The following is a 14,188-nucleotide window of genomic DNA, read 5'->3' on the forward strand; positions in this document are numbered from 1 at the left end:
CAAGCCCGATGCGGTCCTGCAACAATGGCCAGCCCTGTGCCCGGACGCCCATCGAGGACCTGCACCGCTAATGCCTGCCCACGCTTTGCGCCAGTCGATCGAAGCTGCCATCGCCACCCACGGTCTGCCGACGCGCAGCATCGGCCAGGCCACCCGCCTCTATCGGGTGCAGCACGCAAGCTTCGACAGCCCCCTCTACTACAACCGCCACTCCGATACACGCTATGGCGATCCGCAGCACAGTATCGGCGTGTGCTATGTGGCCCTGAGCGACATCGTCGCCGTGGCCGAAACCCTGCAACACGGCCGCGCCGGTTTCGCCAGCCCAGTGCTGCGCAGCGAAATCGCGGCATTGGCGCTACATCAAATGGAGGCGGTACGCGAGATACGGGTGGTCGATGCCGGCGTCTTGGCACGCAATGCCGGCAAGCGCCTGAAAAGCATCGTGGCGTCCAAGGGCCAGGGCAGCGAGGGCTATCGCTACACCCAGGTGCTGAGCGACGTGGTCATGCGCCACGCCGCACAGGTAGATGGGATTCTCTACCCCTCGCAGGTCTACCCCATCAGTGGCAGCCTGGACGGCTGTAACCTGGTGCTGTTCGAAGGTCGTGGCGTGCAACTGGCCGCCGTGTGGCGCTTGCCGCTGGAAGAACTGCTGCTGAGCACCGACGAAACGGTCGGCGAGGCGCTCTGGCGCATGCAGGTGCCGGTGGAGTGAGTGCCGCGCCGATCAGCGCCCCATGTTCAGGCGGTTGGTGAAGTCGCGCACGATGATGGCGAACGCGCCAGGCTCGTCCAGCAAGCGATAACGCGGCCGAACGTGGGCGGGCTGGCCTGGGTTGGCGTAGTCCATGTCTTGCAGCAAAAAACCCAGCAGCAGGTTCACCTGCGCTGCGTTCCTGGGGTCGATGCCGAGCGCCCGGACCAACTCGGCGACCTCCGCCTGCACTGCATTAGCGGCGAACTGAAACGCCGGATAATGCTTGCGCGCGCCCTCGCTGTAGGCCAGCACCTGCCCTTGCAACACGCGCTTATTGAGCGCTTGGCGGGTGATACCGAGAATGGCGCAGGCGGTTTTCGAATCGAGCAGCTCGTAGCCGTCGCGGATCTGCTCGAACGCCAGCGCCTTGCCCTTGGCATAGGCGAGCTGGTTGCGCACCTTCGGGCTGGTCGGCTGCTGGCCAGGACGCGGCAAGCTGGCCTGTAGCGCATCGAAGTAATCACGCCCGGCGCCGCGTTCGGCCAAGGCCGCCAGCTGAGGCTGCGAGAGCTGATCAAGAAATTGCTCGAAGCCCTCCAGCAACGCGGCCTTGGCCTTATCGGAGGCGGACTTGGAAAGATAGGCGGTAGGGGCTTCGGCGATTTTCATGGCTAGGCCTAATCGAAGGTGACGTCGATGTGAAGAGCCTATAGCGCCGCCCCCATCGCGTCAACCTGTCAACCTGTCAACTTGTCTTAGAGTTGATAACTGAAGCTCAGGGTCAGCCGTGGCCGCCGGTTGAAACTGTCCAGGGCCATGTCGGACATCGGCTTGGCCACTTCGACGGCAATGTTGTAGTAGTGCATGTCACCAAACCGCAGGCCAAGTGCGGCGGACGACATCCGTACCTTTTGCACGTCGAGCTGGTTGAACCAGGCCCGGGCCGCATCGACAACCCCATAGGGTTGCAGCACCTTCACCCAGGTCCCGTCGCGCTGGAAGCTGTAGTTGACTTCGTAGGCCAGCCCCCAGCCCTTGTCGCCCGAGGCCTGGTCGCTGGGGTAGCCACGACCGAAGCTCTGCCCGCCGAACACTGCTCGCTCGCTGTCAGGCAGGCTGTCGTTGCTCCAGTAGGCGGCCGCCGAGGCGACACCCTGCCAGCGTTCGCTGAAGTTGTCGCTTTGCACGCCGGCCAAGCGCAGGCGCAAAAAATCCAGGTCCAGGTCGGCGTTGCTGCGTGCGCCGAAGTGGTCCAGCCCCTGATATACCCCGGCACTGAGGATGCGTAGGCGCCGGGCCTCGGCCTTGCGCCAGTCGCCTTCGAAAGACAGCGCCCGAATATCGGTCTGGCTGTCGAACTGCACAGGAGCGCCCACGACCCGATAGTCAGTTCGGTCATTGACTGCGTAGAAGCGTCCGATCACCTCCAGCGACTCGTTGGGCGAGGCGATCAATGCCTGGCTCAGGCCAATCGAGTAACGCTCGTTCTCGCGGTGCTGGGTCAGGTCAACGCCATTGTTCAGGCGCAGGCGCGCCTGCGGGTCACTGCGATAGCGCGCTGCCGAGAGTTGCAGGCGCGAGCCTTCGTCATCTATGAATTGGCTGTAGTCGAGGCGATAGTAGTGCTCCTTGTCATCCCCCGGAGGCACCAGCACATAGCCGCTGAGCTGCTCGCCGTAACGAGTCTGCGCGTTGCTGCTGGCCCCCAGCAACGCCTGTAGGTCATCGCGGCTGCCATCGTTGAGGTTGAGGCTGGTGGTGAAGGGTTTGCGGGTGGCCACGGCCATCAGCCGCGTGGCGCCATCGGTGGTGGTAGGCGGCGGCACCTCGGCGCGGAACGTGATGCCGGGGATGCGGCTGACCAAGGTGGTGTAACGCTCGAAGGTCTGCCGCGTCAGCGGGCGCTCGGCCTTGAGCTTGTCCAGCAAGCGTTCGACATAACCCAGGGCCGGGCCGATCTCGCCCTGCACCTGGTAATCGCGCACGTAGCCCTCGACCAGCACCACTCGCAGGCGCCCGTCGGCAAAATCCTGTGGTGGCAGGTAGGCGTAGGACAACAGGTAGCCATCGTCCTGATAGCGCTGGGTCAGGCGCCGGGTGAGGTCGATCAGTTCGGCCAAGCTCGACTCGCGCCCGATCACTGCTTGATAGTGGTCGCGCAACTCGCTCAGCGGATAGACCGTACCGCCTTCGAAACGCACTTTGCGCACCTGTACCCGAGTGCTCATCAGCAACGGTTGCTGCTGCGCAGTCCCAGGCACTGGGAGTTGCGGCGTCGCCACGGCAGGTCGATAGGCATCCACCGGCAAGTTCGGCGTGGGCAGGCGGCGTTCGGTCTCGTTACTGTTGAGAAAACTGGGCAGGGGCTCGGCGTGGGTCAGGCCGACCCCGCACAGCAGTAACGTCGCGGCCAGTAGGCGCATGCGGACACTCCATGATCCGGTCAAGCCAGGGGCGCCGTGCGACGCCCCTGGCGCTGCTGCAAGCGTAGGTGCTGAGCCGCTGATCGGCCACTAACGGCTACCACCCAAACCGCCCAGTACCCCACCCAGGCCAGTACCGGAGGTACTGCCATTGACCAATGTGCCAGCCTGGCCAACGCTGCCGCCCAAGGCCCCGGCCGTGCTGCCGAGCTGGCTCACCAACGGGTTGCCTGTGGCACTGCCCAGTTGCGTGCCGACATTGCTCACAGCGCCACCCGCCTGGTTGAGCAGCCCGGCCACGGGCGCACCAACGCCGGTGCTGGCACCGACTTGCTGGGTCAGGCTGGCGACGCCGCCGACCACAGGGTTAAGCCCGCCGCCGACCTGCTGGGTAAGGGCGGCCACTGGCGCACCGGCGCTGGTGTTGGTCACGCCATTGCCGCCCAGCACCGTGCCGAGGCTGGCCACGCTGTTGCCCACCTGGGCCGTGCTACCGCCCAAACTGCCCACGGCAGTATTGCTGGTGCCTGCGGTCAACCCGGCACCTGCGCCAGCGACCACGCCACCAACGGTTTCCAGCAGCCCGGTACGGGCACTGCCGGTTGTCGGCGATAGGCCTGCCGAGACACCAACCAGCGTGCCAAGGTTGCTGACCAACTGCCCGGTCGTGTCGGTCAGCGGGTTGCCGTTGCCCGCGCCGGCTACCTGCTGGCCTGCCTGATCAAGCGCATTGCCGACACCGTTGAGGGTCTGGTTCAAAGGACCGGCAAGGCCCGTTTGGCGCGTAACGTTCGCCGTGGTGTTCTCGACCAGCGATACCACCGGCACCAGTGTGTCGCTGACGCCTTGGGTAGCGCCGGCCAGAGGGCCACTCGTGCCGATGGGCGTGAGCGTGTCGCCGAGCATGGTCACCACTTGGCCCACCTGATTCACGCCCTGCCCTGCCCGGGCCACCACCTGATTGACCACCGGGACCTGCTCGAGCGCAGAACCAGTCGCGAGCGCCTGCAAGCCCTGCCCCAGCCCTGAAACACCGGTACCCAAGTCTGCCGTCGCAGCACCGACCCCACCCACGGTAGTACCCAGTGCATTGCCCCCAGAGCCCAGTTGTCCCAGGCCGTCGCTCAACCCGTTGCCGACGCTGTTCAGCGCCGTGCCGGTGGAGGACACCAGCGCCCCGACCCCGCCGGTCAACACCGTGCTGCCGGCCACGGGCAACGAACCGATTGCTTGGCCAAGCGCACTGACGCCGTCGCCCAGGCCAGCCACCGTGGTGCCCGCTTGACCGACCACCTGCGCCACCACCAAGCCGTCACCTACGCTGCCACTGCCACCTCCACCACCGACGCCGCCGCCGCCGCCGCCGCCGCCGCCGCCGCCGCCGCCGCCGCCGCCGCCATTGTCACCACCGCCATCGGTGCCGCCACCTCCGCCTGCGTTCCCAGACGAACCACTCACCGCGCTGTGGTGCCCGCCACCGCCGCTACTGCATCCCGCAAGGCCCAGCGCCATGACCATGGTCAGCGCCGTGGCCGCCTTCATCCACGCTTGATTATTCATGGGAAGACTCCTGCCGCTCATTGTTGTTGAGTCGCCGCGCTTCAGTTCGCGCAGGCTTACCCCTACAGTCAGCAGTGAAGTCCTCAGGGTTCGAAACGAATAGCTCACAACTTGCGACTAACCCTATTGGCAGGGCGTCATTGGCGCTGGCAAACACTCGATTTTTTAATCAGTTGCGTAACCTGCGAGGCAGCGCATCACCTAAGGTGTAACCCCAAGCGACTAGTCACCGCAGCATGCTCACGGTGTCACCTGGAACTCCACACGGGCTGTCTCGCCACTTTCGTCCAGGGCGCTGAGTTCGATGCGCCCGGCCTGTTCGAAGCGCACCGCCAGGCTTTCCTGGCCTTGGGTCTCACCGAGCGGTGCACCATTGAGGAACCACCAGCGCCGACCATTGCCCCCCAGCGCCGACACCCTTAGTTGCAACGCCTCGCTGCTGGTTGCCGGACGGCGCAGGCTGTCGCCCGGACGCACGCCAACAATCGACAGCGGCGGCGCGCTGCCCGCGCCCTGCGGCGGACAGCTTGGGTCGGGCGCAGGCAGCCGCGCAGCACGGCGTTCGGCCTTGGGTAACCAAGGCTCCAGCGGTGCGGGCCACAAAGCAACCTCATGCTTCATCGCACCGGGGCAGGTGGAATCGACGCGCAACCCTTGGGCGTTGACCCACACCACATCGCGCAGCCCCAGCCCCAGTGGCTGATCGGCCGCCTGCAAGGTGGGCGGCGTGGTGCCGTCCAAGGTCCAGGCGAAGCGCTGCCGGCGGCAGTTCGGATCTTGCCGATTCATCTGCTGGCCCAGCGGCCAGCAGATCGCCGCGACACCCACCGAGGCCGGCACCGTCTCAACCGGCACCTGGATACCGCGCTGGGCATCGCGATTGCTGAGCAGATCGTGCACCTGCAACATCAGTGGCGCCGCCGAGGCCAGACCGAACTGTCCCGGAACCGGCGTGCCGTCGGGGCGACCGATCCACACACCAATCAGGTAACGCGGCCCGACACCCACCGACCAGGCATCACGAAAGCCATAGCTGGTGCCGGTTTTCCAGGCCAGCGCAGGCCGCTGCACCAGCTCGGCATTCCGATCACGGTCCGGGCGCGCCAGGCCGCTGAGGATGCGCCGGGTGATCCACGCCGAACCCGGCGACAGCAGGCGCTGCTCGACCAACGGGTCCTGAGGCTGCAAGCGAATCCGTGCACTGCGCCCCTCACGGGCAAGAGCCGCATAGCCACCGACCAGATCCTCCAGACGGCTGCCGGCCCCGCCGAGAATCAACGACAGGTTCGGCTCGGCCAACGGTGGCAGCACCAAGGGCACGCCGCCCATACGCATCTGTGCGGCGAAGCGCTTGGGGCCGTAGGCTTCGAGCAACTGCACCGCTGGCAGATTGAGCGACAGCGCCAGGGCGGCGCTGGCCGACACCGGGCCACTGAAGCCCATCGAGAAGTTGCCTGGGCGGTAATCGCCGTAGCGCCGGGGCACATCCTGCAACAGCGACTCGGAGTGGATCAGGCTATCGTCCATGGCCATGGCGTAGAGGAATGGCTTGAGAGTCGAACCAGGCGAGCGCAGGGCATGAATCATGTCCACATGGCCGAAGCGTCGCGCATCCCCCAGGTCGATGGAGCCGAGGTAGGCGCGCACGGCCATGTTCTGGGTTTCAACCACCAGCAGCGCCGCCGACGTGCGCTCAGGCAAACGCGCGCGCCAGCCCAGCAGCAGGTCTTCCAGGCGGCGCTGCAACGCGGCATCCAGGGTGGTGCGGATCAGCGGCGGACTGTCGCGGGTGTTGAGCCTGCGCGCCAGCAGTGGCGCCAACGCGGGTTCTTGTCGCGGCGCCAGCAGCAGGGGCTCTTCGCGGGCCTCGGCGATGCGCAGGTCCGGCCATACCTGGTATTCGGCCAGGCGTTGCAGCACCTTGTCGCGGGCTCGCTGGGCGCGCTCTGGGTGACGGTCCGGGCGCAATCGGCTCGGGGCCTGGGGCAACACCGCAAGCAAGGCAGCCTCGGCAGGGGTGAGGTGTTTCGGGGACTTGCCCAGGTACGCCCAACTGGCCGCCGCCACCCCCTGCAAGGTGCCACCAAATGGCGCACGGTTCAGGTAGACCTCCAGGATCTCGCGCTTGGACAGGTGCCACTCCAGTTGCGCGGTACGCCACAACTGACGCAGCTTGCCCGCCAAGGTGCGGTCATGCGGGTCGAGCAGGCGCGCCACCTGCATCGACAACGTGCTCCCCCCCGACACCACCCGCCCGCCGCGCAGGTTCAGCCAGGCCGCCCGAGCCAGGGCCATAGGGTTGACCCCGGGATGCTGATAGAACCAGCGGTCTTCGTAGGCCAGCAGCGCCTCCAGGTACAGCGGCGAGACCTCCTCAGGGCTCACTGGATAGCGCCACACACCGTCGGCATCGGCGAAACGCCACAGCGGCGTACCGTCCTCGGCCAACACCACCCGCGCCAGATCGTCGCCTGGCATCGGCAGCGGCCAGAGCCGGTCGGCCAGCCACAGCAGCATCAGCAACAACAGCCCGCCGACAGCCAGCCTGCGCAGCATTCTTTTCAGGCGCGGGCGGGCTAAGCTTGGCATCGGGAACCGACCGGGCCGGGTAGCGGCCAAAGGCTTTGAGCGTTCATCAGGAAGCGATTATGCATGTAGAAGGTTTTTTCGAATGGCTGGGCCAGGCACTGGGGGCGGTGATCCGCTTTATCGTCGATGCCCTGAGCGGGTTGTTCAACCTGCTGGCCAATGCCGGTGGTAATTTTATCGACGGCCTGGCCCGTACCTTGGGGATGGACACTTCGCTGGTCAGCATCCTCGCGCTCATCGTTGGCCTGATGCTGCTGTACTCGGCCGTGCGGGCGTTCATGCGCGCATCGATCGTGCTCGGGATCATCTGGGCGTTGTTAGGGTTGTGGGTGCTGAGCTGGGTGGTGCACTGAAAGCAGCTACAAGCTACAAGCTACAAGCTGAAGGGCGCCGGCGCTTCTTCTTGTAGCTTGCAGCTCGCAGCTTGTGGCTTGCTCAGCGGGCACGCACGGTCATTTCTCCTTGGCTCGCGCCAACCGCTTGCAGGTTCGGCCGATACATCGACTCGACCTGCGGCGGCGGGATGCGGTAGCTGCCTGGGGTAACCGCACGGGCCAGGTACAGCAGGTGCGTGGTGCCATAGCTGTCCAGCTTGAGTGCAGCGACGTAGCGATCATCGCGGTACTCCTGGTGCACTACGCTTGCATTCTGCATCGACTCGCGCCACTGCTTCACCGCGCTGCTGGCGTTATCCAGGCTGGCAGCACTCTGCGCCAGGTTCTGGTTCTCAAGCTCCAGGCCGGCTGGCAGCAGGTCGACCACCAAAGCGTCGGGCACCGGGTCTTTTGCCTTGAGCGCCAGGTGCACCAGCACCAGCTCGCCACTGCGCAGGTTACCCAGATCCAGCGCCTGACCGTTCATGCCCAGGTACTCGCGGCGGATCTCCATGCCATTGCCACTGGCAGCCGGGGCCTGGCGCGGATAGCCAGACAGCGTCAATTGCTGGTACAGCGTATCGCTGCCTTGGTTCTGTACGGTCAACGGCGAGGCCAGCAACGAACCTTCGAGCTTCATCCCCGAATCACTGTTGTCGAATTCGCGAATCTCGCCCGCGCTATCCAGACGCGCCTTCCAGTTGCCCTCGGGCTTGCCGAGCAGACCGCGACCGGCCAGGAACAGCGCGTTGCGCTCTTGCGTGGACAGCCAGCGGTTGGCCGCCAGTTCATCCGACAGGGCAAACAAACGTTGGTCGACCTGGCCTGCGGCGAGGCTGTTTTCCTGCAATAGCGCCAGGATCAACGCCTGGTCACGCAGGGCACTGCCGTAGTCGGCCATCCAGCCTGCGCTGCGGCTGACCGTAAGCCCTGCCTGCAACGCCTGCTGCGCACGCGGTTTGTCGCCCATCTTGTCCAGCGCTACCGCCAGCTGTACCAGCGGCAGGCCCGAGCGCGCATCGCTGCGGCGCTCGAACAGGCTGCGCAAGGCACCGAGCGGCGCCTGCTGGCTACGCGCGAGCACTAGCGCTGCGTACGCCTGCACGGCAAAGCGGGTGTGGTCGGCGTCCTGGCTGTAGTCCACCTCAATCAGGTTGCGCTCTTGCACGTAGCGCAACAGGCGCTCGCTGGCTTTTTTCAGCGCGTCGGCGGGTACGCCATAACCTTGCTCACGGGCGCGCAGCAGGAAGTCGGTGACATAGGCCGTCAGCCAGTATTCTTCTTCGCTGTCCGAACTCCACAGACCAAAGCTGCCGTTGTAGCGCTGCATGCCTAGCAGGTGCTCGATGCCCATTTCGATCTTGCGCTTGCGCACCTCGGCGGGCTCGCCCTTGATACCCAGGCGTTTGAGAGTCTCAGCGTCGGCATACAACGATGGGTACAGGCCACTGGTGGTCTGCTCCAGGCAACCGTAGGGGTAGGCCTCCAGCGCGCGGATCTGCTCGGCGAGGTTCAGCGGCGGACGACTCGACAGCGCCAGGCTGGCTTCAAGCCCAGCCGGTTCGAATTCGGCCAGATCGCTTTCAGGCAGACTCCAGGGCTGGTCCTTCAAGGCCACACGGTAGTGCTTGAGCATCGCCGGGTAGGCCGGGCGCACGCCCAGGGTCCACTCACGCGAGAAGACCTGGGTTGGCTCGCCAGGCAATTGCAAGCCACTGACCTGCACGCGGACCTTGCCCTGGCCCAGGCCGCCCTGGGCCTGCACCGGGATCATCAGCGTGCTGCGCTGGCCCGCACCAAGGGCGATGCTCTGCTGCGCGCCGCCGACCAGCGACAGCTGGCCTTCGGTGCCCAGTTGCACGCTCAGTTGCTGGGCACGGCCTGACAGGTTGGCAAGGTCCAGCGCCAGCTGGGTGCGGTCGCCACCGGCCAGGAAGCGCGGTGCCGACAGCTCGGCGATCAGCGGCGCGGCGACCACGGTCTTGCCCTCGGCCATGCCGAAGTGCTCGTCGGTCCAGGCCTGCGCCATCAGCCGCAGTTCGCCGTTGAAGTCGGGAATGTCGACCGTAGCTTGGCCTTCGCCCTTGTCATCAAGGGTCACCGGCAGGCTCTGCTGGGCAACGATAGTCACCGTGGTGTTGGGGCGCTTGCCGCCCTTGGCCATGGCCGCGTCACCACCGAAGGCCAGGCTCGCCAGGCGGCCCTGGCCGGCCTCGATCAGTTGGCCGTAAATGTCCAACTGGTCGGCCCCATACGCTTTACGCCCGAACAGGCTGGCGAACGGGTCGGGGGTCTTGAAGTCGGTGATGTTGAGAATGCCGACGTCCACCGCCGAGAGCAGCACATGGACTTGCTTGGGCACGCTGCCGTCAGCGTTGGCCGCCTTGAACTTCACCGTCAATGGCTGTTTAGGGCGCATTTTCTCCGGCGCCTGCAGGGTCACGGCGAGCTTGCGTTCAGCACGGTCCAACGGCAGGTGCAACACGCCCACGGCGCGTTTGGGGGTAGCGTTGGCCTTGCGCTCGCCAGGGCGAATCACCAGGGCACTGATGTACAGGTCGTGGCGCGCCCACTGTTTGTCCAACTGTACATCGAAGGTCTTGCCCTCGGCCGGGACGTCGATCTCCTGCCACCACAGCGGGCCGTCAGCGGACTCGACCATCAGGTAGCCACTGCCAGCAGCAGGCGGAGTGACGGTGACCTTGGCGCTGGCGCCATCGGTGTAGGCCGGTTTGTCCAGGGCGATTTTGACCTGGTCGGGGCGCACGGCGCCGCCTTCGGCGTTGTCCTGGGCACGATAGCCGGCCCAGAACCGCGCACTGGAAACCAGCCCGGTCTGCGGGTCTTCGACCTCGACGCGGTAGGGGCCCCATTCCACCTGGAAGTTCAGCTTGGCAGTGGAGCCGGCTTTCACGCTGAGCGTTTCCTCGTTCTGGGTGAGGAATTTCTCGTTGTAGTTGTAGCTCCAGCCGTCGCTTTGCGAGTAGTTCCAGTAGTAGTCGCGGCGCTCGCGGATCAACCGCACCTTGAGGTTGTCGGCGGCCAGCTTGTTGCCATCGCGGTCGGCCACCAGGAACTCGAACTCCACCGGGCCATCACCGTCGGTCTCGTCACCGTCGAACAGGCCACGCAAGCCCGGCAAACGCTCAGCCGGCCAGATTGGCTGATCCAGACGACGGGTGATCGGCCGGCCACCGGATTCCTGCAAGCTGGCCTGTACGGTCAGTTGCAGCGGCGAACGCGCTTCGCTCCAGCGGCTTTCGATGTCGATGCGAGCCTTACCGGCCTGGTCGAGGGTCACTTCATCCAGCTCCAGGTCCTGGGCCAGATCGGTTTCGGTGACGGCGCCGAACTGATAGCCCGGCAACGCCTTGACGGCCTCGCGCAGTGGGCGTACGTAGGCTTGGCCGCTGAGGCGATTGCCAGCTGCGGGGGCGCCATAGAGGTAGCGGCCATTGACCTGGATAGTCGCGGTGTCCTCGGGCGACAGCGGCGTGTCGCGGCCTTTGAGTTCCAGCGCCAGGCGCTCGGGCAGGAAGTCCTCGACGAGGAATTCGTACACCTGCTTGCGGCCACCGCCCAGGTCCAGCAGCAACTGCCAGCGGCCGGTCGGCGCTTCGCTAGCCAGCTGCAATTGGTATTGGAACAAGCCGTTGGCGTCAGCTTCCCAGACGAACTTGCGGCTGACCTGCTCGTCGGGGCGACGCACCTCGACGTTCACTGGCTGGGCCTTGAGCGGCTTGCCGTCCTGATCGCGCAGCAGGCCATTGAGCAGCACCGTTTCGCCCGGTCGATACAGGTCACGCGGGCCAAAGATGAAGAACTGCAACGGGTTGGCCTGGGGGCCGGTGATGTCGAATTCGGCCAGGTCCAGGGCCGCAGTGTTCAAGCGCAGCAGGGTCGTGTGCACGCCTTGCGTGGCGATCAGGGTATCGGCCTTGGCCGTGATTGGCAGTTGGGCGTGGCCGTCGCCATCGGTCTTGGCCTGGGCCAGCAGCTTGCCCTTGTCATCATGCAGTTCGAGGGTGACGTCCTTGAGTGCCTTGCCGCCTTCCAGGGCTTGGGCGAACACGTCCAGACGGTCGCGGTAGCGGTGCGCGGACAGGCCGATATCGCTCAGGGTGAACAGCGTCGCCGGCTGCGAATAGTCGTAGGTGCCCGAGGCACGCATCACCGCCAGGTACACGCCAGGTTCTTGCAGGGGCTTGATCCCCGCGATCGGCAACAGCACCGTCTCGCGGGTATTGCGCGCAGGGTTCAGGTCGAAGCGGCCGCTATAGACCAGCTCGGCCATCGCCAGGGTCTCCTGCGACTGGTAGTAGTACAAGCTGGAGTTGCGCCCCCAATTGGCCAGGAACGTGGAGAGCATGTCGGGCTTGACCCGGAAGAACTCTACATCGACCTTGTCGACGTTCAGTGCGATCACCGGAAGGCCTTCGGCCAGGCGGGTGGGCAACAGCGAGCCACGGCTGGCGAAGCCCACGGTGGGCTGCATATCGCGGGTTTCGAAACGGCTGACGGACTCGGCCTCAAGGCTGTTGCCATTGACCGACAGCAAGCCCTTGTCGATGGTCAGGACCATCTTGCGTTGCGGCTCCAGGTGGCGCAGGCGCAGCTCCATCTGGTTGTCGGAGAGTTCCCAGGCGCCGTCGACCTTGCCTTTGACGGTGTCTACCAGGTGCAGCTTGGCGGCGAAGTCCTGATTGGCGTCCAGCGGTGCCGAGAGGCTCACCGACAGGGTGCTGGCGCCATCGAGCTGCACCTCCGAGACATCCACCACGGTGAGTTCGCGCCCGGCATAGCGCTTGGCGAGCACAGCCGGATCCTCACGCCTGGCGGCCGGTTTTTCAGCGCTCGCAGCGGCCACCGGCTTGTCGACCTGTGCCGGTGGTTTGTCCTGGTTGGAGGAATCACAGGCACTGAGCAGGGCCAGCGCGCAGGCCAGCAACAATCCTTTGTTGAGCATTTGAGAATGAACTCTTCGGCAGCGTGTACGTAAGGGCACCAACTATAGCGCAAGACCGTTCGGCTTACCTGGCGATGCGTGGCAGGTGAGACCCGGTTCGCGCGAATGGGTTGCCTGATCGGTACAATGATTTCGCAATCGCACCCCACTGGAGCCCACATGCCGTCACTGTCCACCGCCTGGCACCACCGCCCCACCCACCGCAAGGTCTGGGGCCTGGCCGCGCCGATGATCCTGTCGAATGTCTCGGTGCCGCTGGTGGCACTGGTCGACAGCACGGTCATCGGCCACCTGCCCCACGCCCACCAGTTGGGGGCCGTGGCGGTAGGTGCCACGCTGTTCACCTTCATGGTCGGGCTGATGGGTTTCCTGCGCATGGGCTCCACCGGTTTCGCCGCCCAGGCAGCTGGTCGCGCCGATGGCGCGGCATTGCGCCAGGTACTGGTGCAGGGGCTGCTATTGGCGCTGGGCTTCGCCGTGCTGATCGGCCTGCTGGCCCTGCCCTTCAGCCAACTGGCCCTGCATGCAATGCAGCCGAGCGAGGCGTTGCACACCTCTACCGAAGCGTTCTTTCACACGCGCCTGCTCGGGCTGCCGGCGGCGCTGGCCAGCTATGCCCTGGTGGGATGGTTCCTCGGCACCCAGAATGCCCGCGCACCACTGGTGATCCTGCTGACCACCAACCTGCTCAACATCGCCTTGAACTTGTGGTTCGTGCTCGGCCTGGATTGGGGCGTGGTGGGCTCTGCGCGAGCCTCGGTGATCGCCGAGTGGAGCGCGGCGCTGCTGGGCCTGGCGCTGACTCGCCCAGCCCTGCGCGCCTATCCGGGGCAGATCGTCTGGTCGGCCTTGAGCCATTGGCAAAGCTGGCGGCCACTGCTGTCGGTGAACCGCGACATCTTCCTGCGTAGCCTGGCGCTACAGCTGGTGTTCCTGCTGATCGCCGTGCAGGGCGCACGTATCGGCGAGGCCACGGTGGCGGCCAACGCGCTGCTGCTCAACGGCTTGCTGCTGACCGCCTATGCCCTGGATGGCTTGGCCCATGCGGTCGAGGCGCTGTGCGGGCATGCCATCGGCGCACGTGAAGGTGAATCGCTGCGGCGGGCACTGGTGGTGTCGTTTGGCTGGTCGCTGATCGTAAGCCTTGGGTTTGCGGCGCTGTTCCTGCTGGGCGGCCATCTGTTCATCGACCTGCAAACCGACATCGCCAGCGTGCGCGCGGCGGCGTATCCGTACCTGCCCTACCTGGCGCTGCTGCCGCTGATCGCGGTGTGGAGTTATCTGCTGGACGGGCTGTTCATCGGCGCCACCCGGGCACGCGAGATGCGCAATGCGATGCTGGTGTCGGTGCTGATCGCCCTGCCCTTTGCGTTGGGGCTGAGCAGGTTCGGCAACCACGGGTTGTGGGTGGCGTTCCTTGGGTTCATGGCACTGCGGGCGGCGACGCTGGGGTGGGTGGCTTGGCGGCTTAAAAATCGCGGCTTGTGGCTCACGTAGACATCATCAATAGTTAAAAGGGCCCCTGAGCGATGCCTGATCGTTATGAAATGTCCTGCACATCACCAAGTCCAGGGTG

8 protein-coding genes are annotated in these 14,188 nt (G+C 65.5%); 3 read left to right on the forward strand and 5 right to left on the reverse strand.

Annotation, left to right across the window (positions count from 1 at the left end; all coding sequences use genetic code 11):
- Positions 1–70 precede the first annotated feature (70 nt).
- Positions 71–718 carry an RES family NAD+ phosphorylase gene (locus ACNFIC_RS10985; RefSeq protein WP_416780997.1) on the forward strand — a complete coding sequence of 216 codons (648 nt, stop codon included), beginning with the start codon at positions 71–73 and terminating at the stop codon, positions 716–718.
- A 12-nt stretch (positions 719–730) separates the two neighbouring features.
- Here ACNFIC_RS10985 and ACNFIC_RS10990 read toward each other — a convergent pair whose 3' ends face one another.
- The 4 genes from ACNFIC_RS10990 to pbpC all read right to left on the reverse strand — a co-directional run bounded on the left by ACNFIC_RS10990 (position 731) and on the right by pbpC (position 7,272).
- Positions 731–1,369: a hypothetical protein gene (locus ACNFIC_RS10990; RefSeq protein ID WP_138221239.1), complete on the reverse strand. Its 639-nt coding sequence runs from the start codon at positions 1,367–1,369 to the stop codon at positions 731–733.
- A gap of 86 nt (positions 1,370–1,455) precedes the next feature.
- Positions 1,456–3,123: a ShlB/FhaC/HecB family hemolysin secretion/activation protein gene (locus tag ACNFIC_RS10995; protein ID WP_138221238.1), complete on the reverse strand. Its 1,668-nt coding sequence runs from the start codon at positions 3,121–3,123 to the stop codon at positions 1,456–1,458.
- Between the two features lie 90 nt (positions 3,124–3,213).
- Positions 3,214–4,683 (reverse strand): collagen-like triple helix repeat-containing protein, encoded by a 1,470-nt coding sequence (locus tag ACNFIC_RS11000; protein WP_416780998.1) that lies wholly within the window; start codon positions 4,681–4,683, stop codon positions 3,214–3,216.
- Between the two features lie 240 nt (positions 4,684–4,923).
- Positions 4,924–7,272, reverse strand: coding sequence for a peptidoglycan glycosyltransferase PbpC (gene pbpC / locus ACNFIC_RS11005; RefSeq protein ID WP_416780999.1), 2,349 nt, complete (start codon positions 7,270–7,272; stop codon positions 4,924–4,926).
- Positions 7,273–7,331: 59 nt separating this feature from the next.
- Here pbpC and ACNFIC_RS11010 point away from each other — a divergent pair, with 59 nt between their 5' ends.
- On the forward strand, positions 7,332–7,625 hold the full coding sequence (locus tag ACNFIC_RS11010; protein WP_138221235.1) for a hypothetical protein: 294 nt from the start codon (positions 7,332–7,334) through the stop codon (positions 7,623–7,625).
- A gap of 82 nt (positions 7,626–7,707) precedes the next feature.
- Here ACNFIC_RS11010 and ACNFIC_RS11015 read toward each other — a convergent pair whose 3' ends face one another.
- The gene (locus ACNFIC_RS11015) at positions 7,708–12,612 is read right to left on the reverse strand and encodes an alpha-2-macroglobulin family protein (protein ID WP_416781000.1); all 4,905 of its coding nucleotides are present in this window, start codon (positions 12,610–12,612) and stop codon (positions 7,708–7,710) included.
- A 159-nt stretch (positions 12,613–12,771) separates the two neighbouring features.
- Here ACNFIC_RS11015 and ACNFIC_RS11020 point away from each other — a divergent pair, with 159 nt between their 5' ends.
- Positions 12,772–14,109, forward strand: coding sequence for an MATE family efflux transporter (locus ACNFIC_RS11020; RefSeq protein ID WP_416781001.1), 1,338 nt, complete (start codon positions 12,772–12,774; stop codon positions 14,107–14,109).
- The last annotated feature ends 79 nt before the right edge of the window (positions 14,110–14,188 follow it).

It is taken from the genome of Pseudomonas sp. NY15463, from assembly GCF_048068415.1.
Lineage (GTDB): Bacteria > Pseudomonadota > Gammaproteobacteria > Pseudomonadales > Pseudomonadaceae > Aquipseudomonas > Aquipseudomonas mosselii_C.